The organism is Palleronia marisminoris (genome assembly GCF_900172315.1).
Taxonomy (GTDB): domain Bacteria; phylum Pseudomonadota; class Alphaproteobacteria; order Rhodobacterales; family Rhodobacteraceae; genus Palleronia; species Palleronia marisminoris.
The window spans coordinates 25,033-47,016 of sequence record NZ_FWFV01000006.1 but is presented as its reverse complement, the minus strand read 5'-3'; the positions used below and the strand labels follow the sequence as shown (position 1 = coordinate 47,016).

Sequence of the window (21,984 nt, the reverse complement as noted above, 5' to 3'; positions counted from 1 at the left end):
GACCCAGCAGGTAACGGAGCGGAAAGGGTCCCGTCCACATGTCCATCTCAGCCTCTCTCGCATCCGGTATCAGTGGCCTGAGCGCGAACTCGACGCGACTCGCCAGCATTTCGGACAACATCGCGAACTCGGCGACCTACGGGTACAAGCGGAGCGTTACCGAGTTCCATTCTCTCGTGGTCAGCGGCGGCGGCCAGCAAAGCACGGGTAGTGGTGTGCGTACGACGGGCCAGCGTCTGGTCGACGAGCAGGGGCAGCTACAGAATTCTTCCAATTCGACCGACATCTCGATCAACGGCCGCGGCTTTCTCCCGGTGACCGACCTCGAGGGATACAACCCGGGCGGTGCCACGAAGCTCGCATTGATGACGACTGGTTCGTTCCGGCCGGATGCAGAAGGCAACTTGGTCAACGCGACGGGCAAGGTGCTTTTGGGCGTTCCGGCGAATCTCGACGGCTCATTCCCGAACTTCCCGCGTGACAGTGTCGACGGGCTCGAGCCGGTTAACATCTTCCACAACCAGTTCGCGGCCAACCCGACGACCGAGATGACTCTCGCCCTGAACCTGCCATCGGACGACTCGGTGTCCGACCCTCTCGGGGGTCCTCATGATCTCACCGTCGAATATTTCGGCAACCTCGGCCAGGCGGAGTCGCTGTCCTTCGGCTTCGAGCCTACCGGGGACGCGAACGAGTGGACCATGACGGTAACCGACAGCCAAAGCGGCGACACAGTCGGCGAATTCACGATCCTCTTCAACGCAACCAATGACGGCGGCGGTCAGATCGAGACTGTGACTCCTTTCGGTGCGTCGGGCGGCACCTACGATGATGCTGACGGCAACATCACTCTTCCGATCGGTGGTGGAACGATGGCTGTGAATATCGGCGGCCCGAACCAGTCGACCGGCATCACTCAGCTCGATTCGAGCTTCGCTCCCTCGAACATCATCAAGAACGGTGCCGCGACCGGGAACCTGACCGGTGTCGAGGTCGCCCAAGATGGTATCGTACACGCAATCTACGATACCGGCATGACCCGCCCGATCTTCCAGGTGCCGGTCATCGACGTGCCAAACCGAAACGGGCTCAAGGCCTCCGATTCGCAAACCTATGAAGTGAGCCTCGAGTCTGGCGGCATCTTCCTCTGGGACGCGGGCACCGGGCCTGTCGGGGCGACTATGGGATACTCTCGCGAGGGTTCCACCACCGACGTTGCGACCGAACTTACCAATTTGATCCAGACGCAGCGCGCCTACTCGTCGAATGCCAAGGTCATTCAGACGGTGGACGAGATGCTGCAGGAAACCACGAATCTGAAACGGTGATCTGACCCATGGGCATCTCTTCCGCCATCGCGTCCGCCACGTCGGGCTTGTTTGCGACCGCACGTTCGGCTCAGACCGTTTCGGACAATGTCGCAAACGCCCTGACGCCGGGCTATGCCGCGCGCGAAGTTGTCCTCGCGACGGGTCAGTTCGGCGGCGTCGGCGTCGCCACCATCGCCCGGCGCGAGACGCTGAGTCTCATCACCGACCGGCGAATGGCCGAGGCCGACACATCAGGAGAAAGGGCGCGCAGCCAATCGCTCTCCAAGGTCGTGGATCTCGTCGGTTCTGCCGACGATAGTGGGTCGCTTTCCGGTCGCGTAGCGACCTTCGCGGCCGGCCTGACTGCGGCGGCGAGCCTGCCTTCTTCGGACCAGCGGCTGGAAACGGTGCTGACTTCTGCTCAGGCCCTTGCGACGCATCTGAACAAGGCGGGTGATGGGATCCAAGCCGAGCGTCTCGCAGCCGATCATGCCATTGGCGACGCGGTGGAGGCCCTCAACCAAGGGCTTCTGCGGGTCGAACAACTGAACCGCGAAATCGCCAGGCAAACAGCGTCAAAGGGCGACGTGAACACACTGCTCGATCAACGTCGTGCCGTAATCGACGGGATATCCGAGTTCATCCCCGTTCGCGAATACCCTCGCGAGAACGGGCGCGTCGGACTGATCACGGAAACTGGAGCGGTCCTCTTGTTGGATTCTGCGGCAGAGATCGGATTCGATAAATCCGCTGGCATGACGCCCGGGATGATGATCGACGACCCCTTGTCGGGCCTGACGATCAACGGTCGCGCGGTCGACACCGCACGTGAGGGCGGTCCTATCGCCGGTGGCCAGATCGCGGCACTGTTCGAACTCAGGGACGAAGAGTTGCCCGAGGCGCAAGTTCGCCTGGATGCCTTCGCCGAGGAACTCGTCGTCCGCTTCCAGGATATCAAGACTGATCCGTCGCTTGAAGCGGGAGAAGCCGGGCTCTTCATTTTCAGCGGTGACGCCACGTCCACGAAAGGCTTCTCTCAGCGACTCGCGGTGAACGAGGACAAGGTCAATCCCGATGCCGGAGGAGAGCTTTGGCGGCTACGGGACGGGCTCGGGGCCGACGAGGCAGGTCCGTCCGGCGATGCGCGCGTTCTACAATTCTTTTCGAGTGGACTTGAGCGTGCGTCGGTTCCAGCGAACTCTGCCCTCGGGACGTCCAGCCTTGGGATCGGCGCGCTGGCGGATCTTGTGGTCGGCTCTACCGCCGGGGCCGCGTATCGCGCCGAGACAGATCTGAGCTATTCCGAGGGCCGTCTGAATATCCTGGAAGAGGCCGTGCTGTCGGAAGGCGTCAATACGGACGACGAAATGCGAATGCTTCTGCTCATCGAGCAAGCCTATGCGGCAAATGCCAGGGTCATCCAGACCGCTGGCATCATGCTGGATAGAATATTGGAGATCTGAGATGCCAGTAACCTCAATCGGCGACCTCGCCCAGAACTTCAAGCAACGCTCGATCGGAAATCGGCTGCACCGCGAATTGTCCACGCTGAACCTCGAGCTTACAACTGGGCTCAAGCAAGACGTCTCGAAGGCCGTGGCCGGGAAAACGAAACCGGTCGCCGCCATCGAGCGCGCGCTAACGCTTATCGACGCGCAGAGCCTGGCGGTCAAAGAAGCAAACATCTTTGCCGATGCCACGGGAACGGCCTTGGCTGCGACCAAGTCGCGTATCGAGGGTATTGAACTGGGTGGCATGGCCATCACGAACGGAATGCCCAAACTGCAGATCGACGCTATGGCACAATCGGCGCGTATTGCGTTCACCGGGATGATTTCGGACCTCGGAACTCAGGCCGCCGGGCGTGCCTTGTTCGGCGGCGCCACCGGAACTTCGCAAACGCTGCGGTCGGCCGAGGACATCTTGGCTGATCTCGCAGCCAGCCTCGCCGGCGCGACATCGGCAGCGGATATCGAAGCCGGCGTGAACGAGTACTTCGGCATCAACATCGATCCCTCAGAGGAATATGCATTTCGGACGAACGACTACCTCGGCGAAGCGGTCGATCTGGCGCCCTTCGACCTCGGCGACGGTTCAACTGCCGATATCGGGATCCGTGCCGACGACACCGAGATTCGCACTGCACTCGCCGAAGTCGCGCGCGTCGCTGTGCTGAGCGAGGATCTCGGGGTCAGTCAACAGGCTCGGGCTGAAACGCTCGCCGAGGGTTCACTGGGTCTTCTTCAGGCTCGAAACGAGATCATCGCCTTGGAGGCGCGGCTCGGAACGGGTGCGGCCTCGATCGAGGATGCGATGGTCCGTATTGGAATCGAGCGAGATGGTCTTCAAACAGCGCGGCTCGGACTGTTGGCGGCCGACCCATATGAGACTGCCACCCGCCTGCAACAGACAGAATTCCAGATTTCGTCGATATACACGCTCACGGCCCGGCTGTCGGGGCTCAACCTGGTCTCATACCTGCGATGAAATCTCTCCTGTTCATCCTGTTCGCCGTGTGGGGCGCAATGGTCGATGCTGCGGCCGTTCGTATCAAGGATCTCGTGGAATTCGATGGTGTCCGAGGAAACGACCTAGTAGGCTACGGTCTCGTAGTGGGTCTGAACGGGACGGGCGATGGCCTGCGCAATTCGCCTTTCACGGAAGAGATCATGTCGACGATCCTCGAACGACTCGGGGTGAATGTCAGCGGCGAGGACTTCAGACCGAAGAACGTAGCGGCGGTGCTCGTGACAGCGGATCTTCCGCCTTTCTCTCGAGCAGGGAGCCGGATTGACGTGACCGTCTCGGCGATTGGCGACTCGTCGTCCCTTTTGGGCGGAACACTCGTGATGACGCCGCTGAATGCGGCTGACGGAGAGATCTACGCCGTCGCTCAGGGAACGGTGCTTGCCGGCGGCGCGGTCGCCGAAGGAGAGGCCGCGAACGTGACGCAAGGAGTCCCCACGTCGGGGAGCATCCCTAGCGGCGCGCGTGTCGAGCGCGAGATCGACTTTGCTTTCGGCGATCTCGATACGGTGAGGCTTGCCTTGCGGACTCCCGATTTCACCACGGCCGGCCGGATCGAGCAGGCGATCAACGGCGCGATGAAGCGGAGCGTCGCAGTCATGCTCGACGCCGGCACTGTCAGCGTGGATATCGCGGCGACCCATGCAGCCTCGCCTGCTCACGCGCTGTTGCAGATCGAGAACATAACGGTCGAACCGGAACAGCGCGCACGTGTGGTCGTCGATCAGAGATCCGGCACCATCGTGATGGGTCAGGATGTGCGCATCAGCCGTGTTGCCGTCAGCCAGGGCGGTTTGACGCTACGGGTCGAAGAGGCGCCGATCGCGGTCCAGCCCAACCCGTTCGCACCGGGTGAGACCGTCGTCGTTCCCCGCACGGGCGTCGCGCTCGAAGAGGAACCGGGCATCGGGTTGGCCGAAGTGCCGGATGGAGCCACACTGTCGGATGTGGTTGCGGGGCTGAACGCGCTGGGCGTGGCGCCTAGGGACATGATCGACATCCTCAAGAGCATCAAGGCGGCCGGCGCACTGCACGCGGACTTCATCGTGCACTAGCGCAGCCCCGAGGGCGCAGCTGATCGTTCGCCGACGGGGCTGCCAAGGCTGAGCGGTTCGGTTGAGGTCGCTGGCATGTGTCCGCCACTCAGGTCACCGCAACGTTGTGCTGGACTCGCGACGGACTGGTGTCGCGTGTTCGTCGATCCGACGGAGGAGCCTGAATGGACCTTCGGCAGGCTCAGTCCGTCGCTGGCTCTTTCGCGCTACTCGGGCACGACAGAGGCACTTTCGCCGCGACCCTGTGCAGGGTCTAAGGCGAGCCTCGGCAAGACCGGTGTGGCCGGCAGGATGATGCACATGATCTGCGCAACAAAGTGGTGCAGGCGATCGCTCCCGTCGCGGATCAGGCGAACCGGCGCGCCGTCAGGGGCGATGGCAATCCCGCCAATCTCATGCACGAAGCCGACGGTGCTCAGAACCTGCAACGCCGGCGGACGGGCGCTCCATCGATCCGAATTCGACAAGTTCGAGGGGGGTCAGTGGTTGCGCAGCGCCTCGATCAGCTTGTCCTTGGTCATGTCGGACCGCCCCTCGATCCCGACCTTCTGGGCCTGATCGTAGAGGTCATCCTTGGTCCAATCCTCGTATCGCGGGTTTTGGCCTCCCTTCTCAGAAGGGCTCATCTCGTCATTGGACTTGGCGTTCGCGATGCGGGCTGCCTTCTCCTTGGACATGCCCTTGTCCCGAAGCGCCTCGAAAGTCTCGTCGTCCTTGATGGTCGGTCCGTGATCCTTGGTCATCATCGCCTCCATGCTAGCTTGGAAGGGAACGGAACGCCGGAGGCGCGGTTCCGACCCGGCTAGTTATCCGAGGAATCCGGAATGGTGGACAACACCGAAGAACGGGTGAAAGCCCACGAGCTCAAGCGCCAGAAGCGCGGCCAGGACGACGTCAGCGGCGAAGAAGAGAACTGGGTGGACCAGGCGACGCGCCTGTCTGCCCGATTGATCTTCGAGGTGATCCGCCGCGACGGCGTGGACGAGATGACGCGGCCCAAGACCTCGTTGCTCTTTTCAGGCCTCGCCGCAGGAATCCTGATCGCCTTCTCGATCATCGGCGAGGGGATCCTGCGCGCCTATCTGCCCGATGCGCCATGGCGTCCTCTGGTCGAAAGCTTCGGCTATACGCTGGGTTTCCTGCTGGTCATCAAGGGCCGGATGCAGCTGTTCACCGAGAACACGATCACCACGGTCCTGCCGCTCATGTCGCATCCCTGCCGTGAGTATTTCTATCTCACCGGACGACTCTGGGCGATGGTGCTGAGCGCGAACGTGGTCGGCGCCTTCATCGCAGCCGCGTTCATGTACTGGACTCCGACCTTCACCCCCGAGGTGAAGGCGGCCTTCCTCGCGATCTCGGAGCATGCGGTGTTGCACCCGCCGCTCGAGGCGTTCTTCAGGGCGATGCCTGCCGGCGTGATCATCGCGGCGATCGTGTGGATGTTGCCCACATCGACGGGTGCGCCGTTCTTCGTCATCGTCACGTTCACGTGGCTGATCGCGGTGGGTGGCTTCACCCATATCATCGCGGGATCGGTCGAAATGGCATATCTGGTGGTCAGCGGCGGCATCGGCTTCATCGAGGCGATAAGCTTCTTCATCCCCGTGCTCGCTGGCAACGTCGTGGGTGGAACGGCTGTCTTCACGCTCATCACCTGGGCTCAGGTGGCGTCCGAGGTTGATGAATAGATCGCGCAAAAGAAAAACGTGATCCGCCTCGGGTGGCCCTTGGGTCAAGCGCGCCCTACACTCGCTTCGTGCGTAACGGGGGGCGGAAAACGTGACGAGACGCTTGGTCGGTGGGGTGGGGCTCGCCGTTCTTTGCCTTGGGGCGCCTGCATGGGCCTTCGACGAGCTTCGTTTCGTCGTCCGGGGGGGCAACGAAGATCTCGAACGGACATTACGCAATGCTTCCCTTCTGGTCGCAGCCCAGAACGAGGACGTGACCGACGCGACCGAGCTTCTGGCCGCAGCCCGGGCCGACTACGCGCGATTGGTGGGCGCATTGTACTCCACCGGGCGCTACGGGCCGGTGATCCACATCTACATCGACGGGCAGGAGGCCGCCGCCCTGTCTCCGCTGACCCGGCTGCAGCAGATCGACACGATCACCGTCGATGTGCAGCCCGGCCCCGTCTATCCCTTCTCGCAGACCGAGCTGGGCCCGCTGGCCCCCGAGACCGAGATCCCCGACGGGTTCACGGTGGGAGAGCCGGCGGAGTCCGGCACGATCCGCGACGCGGCGCAAAGCGCGGTGTTGGCGTGGCGCGAGGTTGGCCATGCCAAGGCCGAGGTTGGCGACCAGCAGGTCGTGGCGCAGCACGAAGAGAACCAGCTTGCCGCCGATATCGACATAGCGCCGGGGCCGTTGGTGCGGTTCGGAGACTTGATCCTGACCGGCAGTGAAGCGGTCCGCCCCGAGCGCCTGCGCGCGATCGCGGGTTTTCCCGCCGGCGAAATCTACAGCCCCGACAAGCTCGACGACGTGACCCGGCGCATCCGGCGCACGCAGGTCTTTTCGACCGTCGCGTTGACCGAGGCCGAGACATTGACCCCGAACGACCGTTTGGATGTAGAGGCGAACCTCGTCGCGTTCCCGCCCCGCCGGATCGGCTTCGGCGCCGAGGTCTCGACCGTGGACGGGCTGACGCTGTCGGGCTTTTGGCTGCATCGCAACCTGCTCGGCGGGGCCGAGCGGCTGCGGCTGGACGGCGAGATTTCCGGCCTCGGCGGCGGGACCGGTGGCCGCGACTACGAGTTGGGCGCCCGGTTCGAGCGTCCGGCGACCTTCGCGCCCGAGAACACCTTCTTCGCCGAGGCCGCCGTCGCGCGCCTGAACGAAGAGGACTACACCTCGGACGCGGGCGAGCTGACCTTCGGCATCCACCGCTACGTCAATGAAGAGATCGAGATCGAGTACGGCCTCGGCTACCGGTTCAGCCGCGTCGAGGACGAGAGCGGCACGACCGATTACAGCATGCTGATCGCGCCATTGTCGGCCACCTTCGACAACCGCGAGAACCCACTGAACGCGACAGACGGCTTTTTCCTCGACACGACCCTGACGCCCTTCCTTGGCACGAACGATCAGACCGGAACCGGCGCGCGGCTGACCTGGGACGGGCGCAGCTATCTCGGCTTCGGCGAGGATGACCGGTTCGTCCTGGCGGGCCGGCTGCAGGGCGGTTCGATCATCGGCGCCGAGCTTGAAGCCGTGCCGAACGAGTACCGCTTTTATTCGGGCGGCGGCGGAACCGTGCGCGGACACGAGTACCAGTCCCTGGGCGTGGAGCTCGATTCCGGAATCCGCTCGGGCGGGGCGAGCTATGTCGTCGCGTCGGCTGAAGTCCGCGCCGGACTGACCGAAAAGATCGGGCTGGTGGGCTTCTACGACTACGGCACGGTCGGCTACGACGCGTTCCCCGACGGCGAGCGCAGCCATGCGGGGGCGGGGCTGGGCCTCCGGTACCAGACGCCGGTGGGGCCGATCCGGCTGGACGTGGCGACGCCGGTCAGCAGCTTCGATGACGAGGACGACGAAAGCTCGTTCCAGGTGTATGTGGGTATCGGACAGGCGTTCTGAGGTGGGTCAAATGCGGAAAATCGCGCGCTTGTGCGTCCTGTCCCTCGGCCTCGCGGCGGTGCCCGTTGCGGCGCAGAACACCGATGCCGAAGACGAGGATGGCGGTGGCTTCCTGGAGAACCTGATCGAGGATCGCCTGTCTTCGGAAGGATTCCAAGTCGAGGTGCGCGGCTTCCAGGGCGCCCTGTCCTCGCGCGCAACCATCGGACAGATCACCATCGCCGATGCCGAGGGCGTCTGGCTGACGATCAACGACGCGGTGCTCGACTGGAATCGCTCGGCGCTTCTGCGGGGGCGGCTCAGCGTCGACGAGATCGCCGCTGCCGAAATCCTCCTGCCCCGCCTGCCCCAGGGCGAGGAACAACTGGACGTGCCGCAGCCCGAGGCGCAGCCGTTTTCGCTGCCCGAGCTGCCGGTCTCGATCAATATCGGCCAGATCAATGCCGAACGCATCGAACTGGGCGAGCCGGTGATAGGCGAAGAGGCCGTCATAACCCTCGAAGGCTCGGCCCAGCTTGCGAATGGCGAGGGCGAGGTCGATGTCCGGGCCGAGCGGATCGACGACGAACTGGGCATCTTCCAGATCGCCGGCAGCTTCGAGAACGGCTCGCGCCAGCTCGAGGTGAACGTCGCGCTCGAGGAAGGCCCCGATGGAGTCGTTGCCAACCTGATCGACCTGCCGGGCCGCCCCGCGCTGTCCGCCAGCGTTGAAGGATCCGGGCCGCTGTCGGACTTCGAAGCCGCGATCGACCTCGACACCGATGGCGAGGACCGGCTGGACGGCACCGTCGCCCTGCGCGACGTGGATGACACCAGCCGCTTCGCGGTCGACCTCAGCGGCGACGTGACCGCGCTTTTTGCGCCGACCTACCGGCCGTTCTTCGGCCCGAACGTGTCGCTCGAGGCGGAGGGTGCGCGGTTCCCCGACGGGGCGATCGCGGTGGACGAGCTGTCGCTGCAGGCCCAGGCGCTGAACCTGCAGGGCGAAGTACGGATCGGGCCGGACAACGTGCCGAACCTGATCGACGTGACCGGCGAGATCGCGAACCAGGACGGCACACCCGTTCTGCTGCCCGTGGGCGAGGGGATCCGGGTGAACCGGGTTGGTCTGGACGTGGATTTCGACGCCAGCGAAAGCGAGGAATGGTCCGGCGAGATCGTGATCGAGGGGCTCGATCAGCCGGGCTTCGCGGCCGAGCGTGTGGCTCTCGACGGTTCGGGGATCATCGCGGGCTCGGGCGAGACGCTCGATGTCGAGGCCGGGTTCGACTTCACCGCCGCCGGGCTGTCGCTGGACGATGGCGGGCTGGCACAGGCGCTTGGCGACGAGATCGACGGCCGGATCGAGCTTGGTTACGAGGCGGGCGAACCCATCCTTCTGAACACGCTGAACCTGTCGGGCGAGGGTTTCTCGCTGGAGGGGTCGGGCGAGGTCGATCCCGATGGCGAGAACGTGCCGCTTTCGCTGACCGCGGCGCTCGATGCCGAGGATATGTCGGTGTTCTCGGGCCTGGCCGGGCGGCCGCTGGACGGCGCCGCGTCGCTGGACATCGACCTGACGGCCGAGGCGCTGTCCGGGGCGTTCGACGTGACGCTGGAAGGTCGGACGCAAGACCTTGAAACCGGCATCGCCGAGGTCGATCCCCTGCTGACCGGCGCAACGCTGCTGGACCTCGCGGCCGAACGGGACGAGACCGGCCTGCGGGTCGAACGACTGGTCCTGCAGAACGAGCAGATCGACGTCACCGCATCGGCCGACCTGTCCTCAGACGGAGGCACGGCCGAGATCGACGCGCGGGTCGAGGATCTGTCGCTGATCGACCCCACCCTGTCGGGCCCCGCCACGCTCACCGCGACGGCCGCGCGCCCCGAGGATGTCTGGCAGATCGACCTGAATTTCGAGGGCGCCGAGGCCGTCGTCAGCGGCGACGTCGCGATCCGCGAGCTCGAGGCCGAAAGCCCGCTGGCGGTGTTCGACCTTGTGGTCGTGGCGGACGATCTGGCAAATTTCGGTGCCATTCTCGACCAGCCTCTTTCCGGCGCGGTGGATGTTTCGGCCCGCGGGCAGGGGCGGCTGGATCTCAGCAACGGGAACGTCGTGCTGGATGGAACCACGACGGATATCGAGATCGGGCAGGAAGAGGTCGACCGGCTGCTGTCTGGCCGCACCGATATCGACGTGAGCGTCCGCCGTGAGGGGCCGCAATTCACGGTGCCGATCCTGTCGATCGAGAACCCGCAGATCACGGTGACGGGCGACGCCTTCTACGGCGCGGGCCAGGGTGCCGTCGACGCGCGCATCCTGCTGGACGAGCTGGGCGATGTGGTGCCCGAGATGAGCGGCCCGGCCGACATCTCGCTGGAGGCGGTCGAAGGCGAGGATGGCTGGGTCGTCGATCTGGATGCCATCGGCGCGGGCGCGCGGGTCGTGGCGGATGTGACGGTCGAGGATCTTCAGACGGTGGGAATATCGCCTCGCGTCGCGGGCAGCGCAGAAGTCTCGGCGGATGACCTGAGCGTGTTCTCGTCACTGGCGAACCGCGAGCTGGGCGGCTCGGTCGACCTGTCGCTGAACGGCGGCGGCCGGTTCGACTTGAGCGAGGCTTCGGTGGATGCCGAGGGCACGGCGCGCGATCTCGAGATCGGGATCGAAGAGGTGGACCGGCTGCTCTCCGGCGTGACTGAGCTGAGCGTCGATGCGGCGAAGGACGGCGACGTGATCGACGTGAACGAGCTGTCGATCGAGAACCCGCAGATCTCGGTCAGCGGCCGGGGCGATATCAACCCCGGCGACAGCGCGGCGCAGTTGCGGGTGGAACTGGACGAACTGGGGGATGTGGTCCCCGAAATGCAAGGCCCGGCGACGATCACCCTCGACGCGACCGAGGAGGGGGATGTCTGGACGCTGGACGTGGACGCCTCGGGCGCCGGCGCAGAGATCGTGGCCGACGCGACGATCGAGGATCTGCGGACCGAGGGGGTCTCTCCCCTTGTCGACGGCACGGCCGAGGTCGAGGTGGATGATCTGAGTGTCTTCTCGTCGCTCGCGAACCGCGAACTGGGCGGGACGGTAGATATGTCCCTGACCGGCAGTGGTCGGTTCGACCTGAGCGAGGCAGCGATCGACGCCGAGGGAACGGCGCGCAATCTCGAGATCGGAATTGAAGAGGTGGACCGGCTGCTGTCCGGCGTGACCGAATTGAGCATCGACGCGGCGAAGGACGGCGACGCGATCGACGTGAACGAGCTGACGCTCGAGAACCCGCAGATCTCCGTCCAAGGCCAGGGCGATATCAATCCCGGCGACAGCTCGGCGCGGTTGCAGGTGGAACTGGACGAGCTGGGGGACGTGATCCCCGAGATGCGCGGCCCCGCGACGATCATCCTCGACGCGACCGAGGACGGGGACGTCTGGTCGCTGGATGTGGATGCCACCGGGGCCGGCGCGCAGATCGTGGCCGATGCGACGGTCGAGGATCTGCGGACCGAGGGGGTCTCTCCCCTTGTCGATGGCACGGCCGAGGTCGAGGTGGATGATCTGAGCGTGTTCTCCCGGATTGCGAACCGCGAACTGGGTGGCGCCGTGGACCTGTCGCTGGACGGCCGCACCCGGTTCGATCTGAGCGAAGCGGCGGTCGAGGCCAGCGGCACGACCCGCAACCTTGCCATCGGTCAGCCGGAGGTCGACCGGCTGCTCGAAGGGCTGACGACCTTCGACGTGGCGGCGGAAAAGGATGGCGAGACGCTGCAGATCGAGACATTGCAGGTGGAAAACCCGCAGATCAACGCCGTGGCCGAAGGCAGCTATGGCGGGCCGGATGCGAACGCTCTGCAGGCCAACGTGACTGTCGCCGAGCTGTCGGATGTGCTTCCCGAGCTGTCGGGGCGTGCGACCGTCAACCTCGTGGCCGAAGAGACCGGCGATGCGTGGCAGGTCGCGCTGGACGGCGACGGCGCGGGCGTGGTCGTGGACCTGCTGGGCGAGGTGAGCAACCTCGACGCCACGCCGGCCTTCGATGGCCGGGTGAACCTGCAGGCGCAGGACATTTCGCGCTTTTCGCGTCTGGCCGGCAGGTCGCTGTCGGGCTCCGTGACCCTTGAGGCCGAGGGAGAGGCAGCGTTGGACGGCAGCCGGTTCGACGGGACGGCGAATGCGCAGGCCAACAACCTGCGCGTTGGGGTGCCGCAGGTCGATCAGCTTCTGTCGGGCGGCACGACGACCCTGACCGCCGAAGCCAGCCGAAGCGGCCCGAACGCGCCGATCCAGGTGCAGCGCTTCCAGCTCGACGCGCCGGGCCTCGACGCGCAGGCGAACGGCGCGATCCTGGGCGGGGCGAGCAACCTGACCCTCGACGCGCGGCTGGCGGATCTTGGTGCCTATGTGCCCAACTTTAGCGGCCCGGTGACGGCGCAGGGAAGTGTGGGGCAATCCGGGTCGAACATCACGCTCGACGTGGCGCTAACGGGGCCGCAGGGTCTGACCGCGCGGATCGACGGTACGGTCGCCGAAAGCTTCAATCAGGCGAATATCGACATCACGGGCGACGCGCCCCTGCGGCTGGCGAACCCGTATCTGGGCAACCGCGCGCTCAGCGGGACGGCAAGCTACGACCTCAGCCTGAACGGGCCGCTAGCTTTGACCTCGCTTGGTGGGACGGTGACCGTCTCGGGCGGGCGGCTCGTCGATCCCAGCGTGCCGTTCGTGTTGAACGACATCAACGGGACCGCGCAGATTCAGGGCGACCAGGTGGTCCTGAACGTCACCGCCGACAAGCAGGAGGGGGGCACGCTCGCGCTTGCCGGCACCATTGGCCTGTCGGGCGGCTACCCTGCCGATCTGGGGGTGGAACTGAACCGGGTGGTGGTCGAGGATCCCCGCCTCTACCGGACCGTCGCGAATGGCCGGGTCACGCTGACCGGGCCGTTGACCGGGGGTGCCGTGATTGGCGGGACGGTGATCCTGGGCCAGACCGAGATCCGGGTGCCGTCGACGGGGCTGGGGGCGACGGGACCGATCCCGGCCGGGCTGGTCCATGTGAACGAACCCAAGGACGTCTATCGCACGCGCGCCCGTGCCGATCTGGTCGACGCGGAGGATGCCGAGGCCGATGCGGGCCCGGCCGTCGTCTATGGGCTGGACCTGACGATCCTGGCGGAAGACCAGATTTTCGTCCGCGGGCGGGGCCTCGACGCCGAGCTTGGCGGCCAGCTGACGCTTGGCGGGACCACGGCGAACGTCATCCCTACCGGGCGGTTCGAGCTGATCCGGGGTCGGATCGACCTGCTGGGCCAGCGGATCACCCTGACCGAGGGCTACGTGACGCTGGCGGGCGATTTCACTCCGACGATCCGCCTGGTTGCGCGGACCGAGACCGACGACGACGTCACGGTGCTGATCATCGTCGAGGGCGAAGCGACCGAACCCGACATCACCTTCTCGTCCGAGCCCGAGCTGCCCGAGGACGAGGTGCTGTCACGGCTGCTCTTCGGCCGGTCGATCGACAACATCTCGGCGTTGCAGGCCGCGCAGCTGGCGAATGCCGTGGCGACCCTGTCGGGCCGGGGCGGCATCGGCATCATCGAGAACCTGAGGGAGTCCACGGGCCTCGATGATCTGGACGTGACGACGGACGAGGAAGGCAACGTGGGGCTGCAGGCCGGCGCCTACCTGTCCGAGAACGTCTATTCCAGCGTGAACGTCGACTCCGAGGGTGAGGCCGAGATCAACCTGAACCTCGACGTCACCGACTCGATCACCGTACGCGGAGCCGCGTCGAACGAGGGAGAGACGTCCCTGGGGGTGTTCTTCGAACGCGACTATTAAGTCACGTTCCCACGCTGCTCAGGGTAGAAGCTACATTTTTTGACATTCAGGCAGGAACTGCATCGCCGCAGGCGGTTTCTCCATGCGGGGGGAGTGGAATGTTGGGAAACGCGACATGATCTATTGGGCATACGTATCATTTACCGTTGCACTCACCTCGGGTCTGTTCGGCTTCGGCGGACAGGCGACGCTCGTCGCTGGCGTGGCCCAGACCCTCTTTTTCGTCTTCCTGGGCGTGGCACTTGTGCTGGTTGCCGCGAAAATGGCGCACGAGCACGATTCCGACGACATGCGCTAGGGCGCTTGCGGCCACTCAGGGCCATGAAAAAAGGGCGACCCCTGTGAAGGGTCGCCCTTTTTCGTCGGATCGCCGTTCGCTCAGTTCGCCTTGAGGGACTCCGTCGACGAGAAGAACATCGCCTGGCTCACCGCCGAGCGCACCTGTTCCTCCGAGTAGGGCTTGGCGATCAGGAAGGCCGGCTCGGGCTTGTCGCCGGTCAGCAGACGCTCGGGGAAGGCGGTAATGAAGATCGTCGGGATGTCCCCGAACTGCGCGAGGATGTCGTTCACCGCGTCGATGCCCGAGGAATTGTCCGCCAGCTGGATGTCGGCGAGGATCAGGTCGGGCTTCTCGCGGGCGCCAAGTTCGACCGCCGCGTCGCGGGTCCGGGCGATGCCGGTGATCTTGTGGCCCATCTCGGACACGATGGAGTGGATGTCCATCGCGATGATCGCCTCGTCCTCGATGATCATGACCTTGCCGGTCATCGATTTCTCCATCTCGGTGATGGCGATATCTACCAGCGACGACGCCTCGTCCCCGTCGACATCCATGATGCGGCCGATCTCGTCGAAGTCGAACCCTTCGATCGTCGACAGCAGCAGCGCTTCGCGGGTGTTGTTCGTCAGGCCCGCCATGTGGTCGAGGGCGCGGCTTTCCAGCCGGTTCGCCGGGTCCTCGGTATCGGCCGTGGGCGCGCCGGCCGTGGACCAGATCATGTGGAACGCGCGGAACAGCGCCGTCTTCGGGGCGAGAGATCGTTCGAAGATCCCCGGTTCCTGCAGGATTGCTTCCAGTGTGGCGGCGGCATAGTTGTCACCGGTTCGCTGGGACCCGGTCAACGCGCGGGCGTACCTGCGAAGGTAAGGAAGTTCGTCTCCGATGACCTCTGAGAGATCGACCTGCTCGGACCGTGATGGCATGATGATATAAGTCCCTAGTCGCACATTTATTTTGGAACAAACAGTTAGAAGGCACGTTGGTTCCAAGCGTGCGCAAAAAATCAAATCAGCTGAGTGGCATCCAACTTATGTCGAAAGACAACAAGACGTCGAACGTGATGCGGCAGATCGACGAAAATCTCCGTCGTGTCTATTTCGAGAACAACGAAGAGGACATCCCTGATCGTTTCAAGGAGCTTCTTGCAAAACTGAAGAACCAGGACGGCACCAGCGAGAGGGACTCGGATGGCTGATGGCGTGCATCGCGATCCCCGGGACGAGCTTGTCGAACATCTGGGCGCGCTCCGAGCTTTCGCCATGTCCCTGACCAGAAATTCGGCCGCGGCCGATGACCTGGTGCAGGACACGATCGAGAAAGCCTGGAAGAACATGGACAAGTTCCAACCGGGCACCAATCTCCGTGCATGGTTGTTCACGATCCAGCGCAATGCCTTCTACTCGATCCGCCGCAAGGCGAAGCGAGAGGTTGCGGACGTGGACGGTGCCATGGCCGCCTCCTTGTCGGAAAAGCCGGCGCACGACGGCCGCTTGGCGATGAACGACTTCCGCAAGGCGTTCGAGCAGTTGCCCGACGAGCAGCGCGAGGCGCTGATGCTCGTGGGAGCCAGCGGCTTTGCCTACGAGGAAGCCGCCGATATGTGCGGCGTCGCCGTCGGCACGATCAAGAGCCGTGCCAACCGTGGTCGCCGGCGCCTGGCCGAGCTCATGGGGCTCGACCCGGACGAAGACCCGGTCATCGGAGATACGACCAACGACTCGATCATAGCGTCTTCGCAGTCGCGTCAGTCCCGGCAGGGCTGACATGCTGAGCGGTGGCGGCGGGATCAACGGCCTCGACCGGCTGGATGTGAGGCTCGTGGCGCTTCTGGGCCTCGCGCTCCTGCCGATCGGACTGATCGCGATGGTGCAGACGTACCGCGTGATCAGCGAGGCCGACCGCACCGCCGAGGCCGCGCTGACCGGCGTCACCTTGTCCGCCGCCACGACCGAGCGCGAGACGCTGCTGCGCGTGCGGGGCGCGGCGCAGATGGCGGCCGAGTTCGCGCCGACGATCCTGAACGATCCGACCCTATGTTCCGAGCGGATGCAGAATTTCGTCCGGTCGAGCAAGACGATTGCCTTCGCGGGATTCGTGTCGGCGGACGGATATGCCGTCTGCGCCTCGGACGGGGCAGGCACCGACGTTCGGGATACCGATGCCTACCGCTCGTATCTCGATGATCCGGTCCCCCAGATCGAGGCCGTCGTCGGAAAGATCTCGCAACGCAGCGTGGTGGTCATTACCGAGCCGGTGGTCGTGAACGAGGTGCCGATCGGGTATATCGCCATGTCGGTCCCGCAGCAGAGCCTCAGGCTGCCCACGGCGCGGAACGTGGGGCTCGATCCGATATTCACCACGACATTCACCGAGTCGGGCGAGATCCTCTGGGCGGACGGCGATCTCGAGGCGCTTGAACTTGCGCTGCCCGCGGACCGCGCCCTGACGGCACTTGCCGGCGAAGAGACGGTGAGCTTCCGCAGCGATGCTGTCTCGGGAGAGGAGCGGTTCTACACCGTGGCCCCGTTGATCCAGAACGAGATCTACGCGCTTGCGATCTGGCCGGCGAACGCGATCCGCACCTCGGGCCTGACCGCGGCAAGCGCGATCCTGTTCCCGATCCTGATGTGGCTGGTGTCGATCGGCGTGGCCTATTTCGCCGTGCACCGCCTTGTCGTGCGACACATCCGCTACCTCCGCCTGCGGATCCGCGCGTTCACGGCGAACCGCCGCATCATGGCGCCGACATACGCGGCGGACACGCCCTCGGACCTGCGAGAGGTGATCGAAGCGTTCCACCAGATGACCGAACGGATCGTTCGCGACGAGGCCGACCTGGAGAACAACCTGCACGAGAAGGACGTCCTGCTGAAGGAGGTTCACCACCGGGTGAAGAACAACCTCCAGCTCATCGCGTCGATGATGAACATGCAGCTCAGGAAGGCGACCCACGACGAGACGCGCTTCATCCTGCGCCGTCTGCAGGACCGGGTGCTGGGCCTCGCCACGATCCACCGCAACCTCTACCAGGCGTCGGTGCTGAGCCGGGTGAATTCGTCCCAGCTCATCGAAGAGCTGGTCGCGCAGAGCCTGCGCAATTCCGAGGTGGTCAAGCAGGGGGTCAAGCTGGACATCTCGGTGGACCCGGTGTCGCTGTATCCCGACCAGGCCGTGCCCCTGTCCCTGCTTGTCACCGAGACGATGACGAACGCCATGAAATACGTGGGCCGGCCGGCGGAAGGCGAGCCTTGGATCGAGCTGAAGCTGGCGGCGCTTCCGAGCGGCGAGGTGAAGCTGCGGGTCGCGAACTCGCTCGGCGATCCGCTCAGCGACGAAAGCCGCACCACGACGGGGCTGGGGACTCAGCTGATGGGCGCCTTCGCCATGCAACTGGATGCCCGTAGCGAGATCGGCGAGACCGACGGGGCCTTCGTCGTGGACGTGACCTTCATGCCCAGCGAATTCGCCGACGAACCATGAGCGGCGATGTCGAGTATCTCCTGACGGCGGGCGAAGCTTGGCCGGCCTTCGAGCGTGAGATGCTGCGCGCGAAAACCCGTATCGCCGCGGGCTTTCGGGTGTTCGACCCCTCGACCGGGCTCAGGACCGACGAGGCCAAGGCGATCGGCGAGGATTGGTTCGACCTGATCCTTCACGTGCTGGGCAAGGGCGTCCGGTTCGACCTGATCCTTTCGGATTTCGAACCCATCGCCGCCCCGGACATGCACGAGCTGACGTGGTCGAGCATGCGCAAGTTCGCGGTCCTGCGCGAACTCGCCGGCCCCGAGGCGCCGCTCTCCATCGTCGCGGCCATGCACCCGGCCGAGGTCGGAGAGCTCCCGCGCGCGGCGCTTTGGCCCAAGGCCCGGCAAGAGCTGCACGACCTGTGCGACGTCCTGAACGACTATCCCGCGGAGCGACGCCGCCAGAGCTTCGCGGATCTGCCGGGCACCCATGACTGGCTGCGCTTCGACGCTGACGGAAAGCTCGAGGTGTACGCAATGGGCCCGCCGCGGCTGAACCCTGTGACGCACCACCAGAAGCTGGCGGTGTTCGACGGAGAGGTGCTCTATATCGGCGGGCTCGACCTGAACCCGCGGCGCTACGACACGCCGCTCCACCACCGCTCGGCCGAAGAGACGTGGCATGACGTGCAGGTTCTCGTGCGGGACAAGGTGGCCGCAACGGCGGCCGAGGCCCATCTGGACAACATGCTCGACTCCGTCGCGGGCAAGTCGGATCCCCCCGAAGAGGCCGGCGGCTTCTGCACGACCCTGACGGCGTGGCGGAGCACCCACTTCTCGATGGCGCCCGCGATCGTCCGCAACTCGATCGGCGACAACCACTACGCCGAGATCGCGCGGACCGAGCGGCAGTTCTACTTCGAGACGCAGTTCTTCCGCGACCTGAAGCTGGCCGACGCGCTTGCCGCCCGCGGCAAGGAGATGCCTGAAGCCGAGTTCCTGATGATCCTGCCCGCGGCCCCCGAGGACGTGGCGTTCGAGCGTCGGCGCAAGCTCGACTCGCGCTATGGCGAATACTTGCAGGCCCAGTGCGTCTCGCGCGTGATGGAGGCGTTCGGCGATCGCTGTTTCTTCGCGGTGCCGGTGCAGCGCCGCACGGCGCAAGCCGGTCCGATGGACGAGGACGATCGCTCGACCTTCGGGGGTGCGCCGCTTGTCTATGTGCACGCCAAGGTCAGCGTCTTCGACCGTCGGTCGATGATCGTCAGTTCAGCCAACCTCAACGCAAGGTCGCTGCGCTGGGATACCGAGGCCGGCATCCGGCGCGAGGATTCTGCCCTTGCGGATCAGATCCTGCGGCGGTCCATGACCCACTGGCTGCCCGAGACCCCGATCGACCATGACGCGCCTCTCGTCCCGCAGGTCCGCGAGCAGGCCGAGCTTGACGCGGTGCGCCAGCCCGACAACCGTGGGGGCTACCTGCTGCCCTACGACGTGTCGATCGCCGCGAGTTTCGGGACCAATCTGCCGGGCGTGCCCGAAGAGCTGGTCTAGGGAACGATGCCCCCCACGCCGCGTTCGTGGGCCATGCCGGATCTGAAGTCTCTTCCCGTTCCCACGACGCATGGCGGTGAAATCCGTAAGGTCGGGATCGAGGTCGAACTGGGTGGCTTGAACGAGGACCGCGTCGGCGCGATCCTGGCGGACCAGCTGGGCGGCACGGTCAGGCGGACCGCCGAATACGAACGTCGCGTCGAAGGCAGCGCCATCGGTGACATCGACATCCTGCTGGACACTGCCCTGCGCGACAGGGTCGCGGGGCAGATAGCGCGCATGGGCCTCGACCTTGGCCGCGCGGTGATCCCGGTGGAGTTCGTGACCTCTCCCATCCCGCCCGAGCAGATCGCCGAGGTCGACCGCGCGTGCCGCGCCCTCAGCGCCGCCGGTGGCACCGGCACCCAGTCGGGACTGCTTCTGGGGTTCGGCGTTCACCTGAACGTGGCCCTCCCCGGCGTCGCTCTGGACGACATCCTCCCGACCCTGACCGCCTTCGCGCTGATCGAGGACTGGATGCGCGAGAAGATGCAGCTCGACGCGGCGCGGCGGGTGCAGCCTTTCGTGGACACCTACCCGTCCGAGCTGGTGGACCGGCTCTGCGACTCGCGCCTCGACTGGACCTTCGAGCGGCTGACGGATGCCTACCTCTCGGTCGCGCCCGACCGGAACCATGCGCTGGACGCGCTGCCGCTCCTCAAGCACCTGAACCCCGAGGCCGTGGCTCGGGCCGTCCCGCAGATGGCACGCAAGAGCGGCCGGCCTGCCTGGCACTACCGGCTGCCCGATTGCCGCATCGACGAGCCCTCGTGGTCGATCGCACTTGAATGGAACCGGTGGTGCATGGTCGAAGAGATCGCGAACGATGCCGACCTGATGGACCGGCTCAAGATGACGTGGCGGACCTACCGGAACCGCTCTCTACCCATTCCGGGGCGCTGGCACAGCGTGTCGGGCGAATTGCTGGACCGCGAGGTGGCCTTCGTATGAAACCCCTGATCGGCGTGACGACTTCGGCACGCTCGGGCTGGCGGATCTTTCCGCTGGTGGCCTTCAACCTTTGGCTGGCCGGCGGGCGCGGCGTGCGGTGGGTCGCGGGGCGGCCATCCGATGTCGCGGAGGTGGACGGCATCATCATCGGCGGCGGAGACGACATTTCGCCCGATCTCTATGGCGGGCAGCTCATCACGTCGTCCACGCTGGACGACGAACGGGACGCGATGGAGCGGCGTCTTGTCGAAGAAGCGATGGCCCAGGGCAAGCCGGTGCTGGGGATTTGCCGTGGCTCGCAAATGCTGAACGTGGCGCTGGGCGGGCGGCTGGATCAGGATGCATACGGCACCTACGCCACGTCCGAAAGGTTCTGGACCATCCTTCCCCGGAAGACGGTCGAAATCGTCCCCCAGACGCGTCTGGCCGCCCATGCCGGCACGGTTCCGATGAAGGTGAACGCGCTGCACAGCCAGGCGGTGACGACCTTGGGGCAGGGGTTGCGCGTGGCCGCGCGCGATACCGGCGGAATGATCCAGGCGGTCGAGCGCACGGAAGAGCCCTTCGCGCTGGGCGTCCAGTGGCATCCCGAGCACCTGTTCTACGCCCATCGGCAGCGCGCGATCTTCCGGGCTCTGGTCAGCGCCGCGCGGGCCGCGTCCCGGAAAGAGGCACAGCTGCCGCAGGTGGATACGGGGGCGCCGCAAGCGCCCTGAGCGTCAGTCGAAGACGAAGTGCCCCTGTTCCGCCATGTGCCGCAGGCGCGACAACGGAACGGTGCGATCACCGTCAAGCACCAGCGCGGTGATCGTCAGGTCGTCAAGCACCAGGTCGTGGACCTTGCCCATGTGACCGTCCGGCCCGAACGCATCGCGGTCCAACCAGTCGGACGAGCGTTCAAGCCCCGCGAACCGGCCGTCTTCGCTTTCGAGCGGTTCCGGCCCGGCTTGATCAGGGATGTCGGGAAGGCTTCGCTCGGCGGACCGGTTCATCCCGGCGGCCATCAGCATGGGCGAGAAGGTGTATCCGAAGGGCCCGACGATCAGCGGCGGCATCGCCGCGCCGAGGCCGTCGGCATGCTCCCATTCGGGGGCGCCCTCCAGCTCGTCCCGGCCGAGGGACATGGGCCATCCGTCGTCGCCAGGAGGGCCGAAACGATCGAGCGAAACCATCACCTCGCGGCGGTCGAGCCACCCGCCGATATCCACGGCGGCGGCTTTCAGGCGGCGGGTCTGCGGCTCGTGGAACAGCGCGCGGATCGGGAAGCGGTCGTCGCCGCTGACGGCTTCGGCGCCTAGAAGGCGTGTCAATCGGTCGGTCATCTGGTCCTCCTTGTCGGGCCAAAGCGCCGCGCGCCCCGGTTGTTCCGGGAACATAGCGGGCTTTCCGGCGCTTT

At 65.4% G+C, this 21,984-nt stretch carries 18 protein-coding genes; 14 read left to right on the top strand and 4 right to left on the bottom strand.

Annotated features, from left to right (window positions below):
* Positions 1-38: 38 nt before the first annotated feature.
* From PAM7066_RS11165 to PAM7066_RS11150, 4 genes are read left to right on the top strand one after another with little or no spacing between them, the layout of a single operon-like run.
* Positions 39-1,328, top strand: a complete 1,290-nt coding sequence (locus PAM7066_RS11165) for a flagellar hook protein FlgE (RefSeq protein ID WP_085854252.1) — start codon at positions 39-41, stop codon at positions 1,326-1,328.
* 8 nt (positions 1,329-1,336) lie between these two features.
* Positions 1,337-2,773 carry a flagellar hook-associated protein FlgK gene (gene flgK / locus PAM7066_RS11160; RefSeq protein WP_085854251.1) on the top strand — a complete coding sequence of 479 codons (1,437 nt, stop codon included), beginning with the start codon at positions 1,337-1,339 and terminating at the stop codon, positions 2,771-2,773.
* 1 nt (position 2,774) lies between these two features.
* The gene (locus PAM7066_RS11155; protein WP_175484627.1) at positions 2,775-3,797 is read left to right on the top strand and encodes a flagellin; all 1,023 of its coding nucleotides are present in this window, start codon (positions 2,775-2,777) and stop codon (positions 3,795-3,797) included.
* On the top strand, positions 3,794-4,891 hold the full coding sequence (locus tag PAM7066_RS11150; protein WP_085854249.1) for a flagellar basal body P-ring protein FlgI: 1,098 nt from the start codon (positions 3,794-3,796) through the stop codon (positions 4,889-4,891). The genes PAM7066_RS11155 and PAM7066_RS11150 overlap by 4 nt, the downstream gene beginning before the upstream one ends.
* Positions 4,892-5,097: 206 nt before the next feature.
* Here the strand turns inward: PAM7066_RS11150 and PAM7066_RS11145 are convergent, their stop codons facing one another.
* Positions 5,098-5,319, bottom strand: coding sequence for a hypothetical protein (locus tag PAM7066_RS11145; RefSeq protein ID WP_085854248.1), 222 nt, complete (start codon positions 5,317-5,319; stop codon positions 5,098-5,100).
* A 51-nt stretch (positions 5,320-5,370) separates the two neighbouring features.
* The gene (locus PAM7066_RS11140; protein ID WP_085854454.1) at positions 5,371-5,634 is read right to left on the bottom strand and encodes a DUF7218 family protein; all 264 of its coding nucleotides are present in this window, start codon (positions 5,632-5,634) and stop codon (positions 5,371-5,373) included.
* A gap of 81 nt (positions 5,635-5,715) precedes the next feature.
* On the opposite strand from PAM7066_RS11140, the gene PAM7066_RS11135 reads away from it, so the two are divergent.
* From PAM7066_RS11135 to PAM7066_RS11120, 4 genes are all read left to right on the top strand, one after another.
* Positions 5,716-6,582 (top strand): formate/nitrite transporter family protein, encoded by an 867-nt coding sequence (locus tag PAM7066_RS11135; protein WP_085854247.1) that lies wholly within the window; start codon positions 5,716-5,718, stop codon positions 6,580-6,582.
* A gap of 91 nt (positions 6,583-6,673) precedes the next feature.
* Positions 6,674-8,476, top strand: coding sequence for an autotransporter assembly complex protein TamA (locus PAM7066_RS11130; RefSeq protein WP_090928953.1), 1,803 nt, complete (start codon positions 6,674-6,676; stop codon positions 8,474-8,476).
* A gap of 10 nt (positions 8,477-8,486) precedes the next feature.
* The gene (locus PAM7066_RS11125) at positions 8,487-14,300 is read left to right on the top strand and encodes a translocation/assembly module TamB domain-containing protein (RefSeq protein WP_085854245.1); all 5,814 of its coding nucleotides are present in this window, start codon (positions 8,487-8,489) and stop codon (positions 14,298-14,300) included.
* 115 nt (positions 14,301-14,415) lie between these two features.
* Complete coding sequence (locus PAM7066_RS11120) at positions 14,416-14,598, top strand: DUF1328 domain-containing protein (protein WP_085854453.1); 183 nt, start codon at positions 14,416-14,418, stop codon at positions 14,596-14,598.
* An 80-nt stretch (positions 14,599-14,678) separates the two neighbouring features.
* Here PAM7066_RS11120 and PAM7066_RS11115 read toward each other — a convergent pair whose 3' ends face one another.
* The gene (locus PAM7066_RS11115; RefSeq protein ID WP_085854244.1) at positions 14,679-15,503 is read right to left on the bottom strand and encodes a response regulator; all 825 of its coding nucleotides are present in this window, start codon (positions 15,501-15,503) and stop codon (positions 14,679-14,681) included.
* A gap of 107 nt (positions 15,504-15,610) precedes the next feature.
* On the opposite strand from PAM7066_RS11115, the gene PAM7066_RS11110 reads away from it, so the two are divergent.
* The 6 genes from PAM7066_RS11110 to PAM7066_RS11085 are packed head-to-tail and all read left to right on the top strand — an operon-like array spanning position 15,611 to position 21,304.
* Complete coding sequence (locus PAM7066_RS11110) at positions 15,611-15,775, top strand: NepR family anti-sigma factor (RefSeq protein WP_245749664.1); 165 nt, start codon at positions 15,611-15,613, stop codon at positions 15,773-15,775.
* Positions 15,768-16,343, top strand: coding sequence for an RNA polymerase sigma factor (locus tag PAM7066_RS11105; protein WP_085854243.1), 576 nt, complete (start codon positions 15,768-15,770; stop codon positions 16,341-16,343). The genes PAM7066_RS11110 and PAM7066_RS11105 overlap by 8 nt, the downstream gene beginning before the upstream one ends.
* 1 nt (position 16,344) lies before the next feature.
* Complete coding sequence (locus PAM7066_RS11100; RefSeq protein ID WP_085854242.1) at positions 16,345-18,060, top strand: sensor histidine kinase; 1,716 nt, start codon at positions 16,345-16,347, stop codon at positions 18,058-18,060.
* On the top strand, positions 18,057-19,598 hold the full coding sequence (locus tag PAM7066_RS11095; RefSeq protein ID WP_085854241.1) for a phospholipase D-like domain-containing protein: 1,542 nt from the start codon (positions 18,057-18,059) through the stop codon (positions 19,596-19,598). Before PAM7066_RS11100 ends, PAM7066_RS11095 begins: the two co-directional genes overlap by 4 nt.
* A gap of 33 nt (positions 19,599-19,631) precedes the next feature.
* The gene (locus tag PAM7066_RS11090; protein WP_175484626.1) at positions 19,632-20,588 is read left to right on the top strand and encodes an amidoligase family protein; all 957 of its coding nucleotides are present in this window, start codon (positions 19,632-19,634) and stop codon (positions 20,586-20,588) included.
* The gene (locus PAM7066_RS11085; RefSeq protein WP_085854239.1) at positions 20,585-21,304 is read left to right on the top strand and encodes a gamma-glutamyl-gamma-aminobutyrate hydrolase family protein; all 720 of its coding nucleotides are present in this window, start codon (positions 20,585-20,587) and stop codon (positions 21,302-21,304) included. The genes PAM7066_RS11090 and PAM7066_RS11085 overlap by 4 nt, the downstream gene beginning before the upstream one ends.
* A 3-nt stretch (positions 21,305-21,307) precedes the next feature.
* Here the strand turns inward: PAM7066_RS11085 and PAM7066_RS18975 are convergent, their stop codons facing one another.
* Positions 21,308-21,910, bottom strand: coding sequence for a hypothetical protein (locus PAM7066_RS18975; protein WP_175484625.1), 603 nt, complete (start codon positions 21,908-21,910; stop codon positions 21,308-21,310).
* Positions 21,911-21,984 lie beyond the last annotated feature (74 nt).

Coding starts and splice junctions, on each gene's coding strand:
- PAM7066_RS11110 (WP_245749664.1), top strand. CDS start 15,611: ATGTCGAAAGACAACAAGACGTCGAACGTGATGCGGCAGATCGACGAA.
- PAM7066_RS11150 (WP_085854249.1), top strand. CDS start 3,794: ATGAAATCTCTCCTGTTCATCCTGTTCGCCGTGTGGGGCGCAATGGTC.
- PAM7066_RS18975 (WP_175484625.1), bottom strand. CDS start 21,910: ATGACCGACCGATTGACACGCCTTCTAGGCGCCGAAGCCGTCAGCGGC.
- PAM7066_RS11135 (WP_085854247.1), top strand. CDS start 5,716: ATGGTGGACAACACCGAAGAACGGGTGAAAGCCCACGAGCTCAAGCGC.
- PAM7066_RS11085 (WP_085854239.1), top strand. CDS start 20,585: ATGAAACCCCTGATCGGCGTGACGACTTCGGCACGCTCGGGCTGGCGG.
- PAM7066_RS11100 (WP_085854242.1), top strand. CDS start 16,345: ATGCTGAGCGGTGGCGGCGGGATCAACGGCCTCGACCGGCTGGATGTG.
- PAM7066_RS11115 (WP_085854244.1), bottom strand. CDS start 15,503: ATGCCATCACGGTCCGAGCAGGTCGATCTCTCAGAGGTCATCGGAGAC.
- flgK (WP_085854251.1), top strand. CDS start 1,337: ATGGGCATCTCTTCCGCCATCGCGTCCGCCACGTCGGGCTTGTTTGCG.
- PAM7066_RS11090 (WP_175484626.1), top strand. CDS start 19,632: ATGCCGGATCTGAAGTCTCTTCCCGTTCCCACGACGCATGGCGGTGAA.
- PAM7066_RS11105 (WP_085854243.1), top strand. CDS start 15,768: ATGGCTGATGGCGTGCATCGCGATCCCCGGGACGAGCTTGTCGAACAT.
- PAM7066_RS11125 (WP_085854245.1), top strand. CDS start 8,487: ATGCGGAAAATCGCGCGCTTGTGCGTCCTGTCCCTCGGCCTCGCGGCG.
- PAM7066_RS11120 (WP_085854453.1), top strand. CDS start 14,416: ATGATCTATTGGGCATACGTATCATTTACCGTTGCACTCACCTCGGGT.
- PAM7066_RS11155 (WP_175484627.1), top strand. CDS start 2,775: ATGCCAGTAACCTCAATCGGCGACCTCGCCCAGAACTTCAAGCAACGC.
- PAM7066_RS11095 (WP_085854241.1), top strand. CDS start 18,057: ATGAGCGGCGATGTCGAGTATCTCCTGACGGCGGGCGAAGCTTGGCCG.
- PAM7066_RS11165 (WP_085854252.1), top strand. CDS start 39: ATGTCCATCTCAGCCTCTCTCGCATCCGGTATCAGTGGCCTGAGCGCG.
- PAM7066_RS11140 (WP_085854454.1), bottom strand. CDS start 5,634: ATGACCAAGGATCACGGACCGACCATCAAGGACGACGAGACTTTCGAG.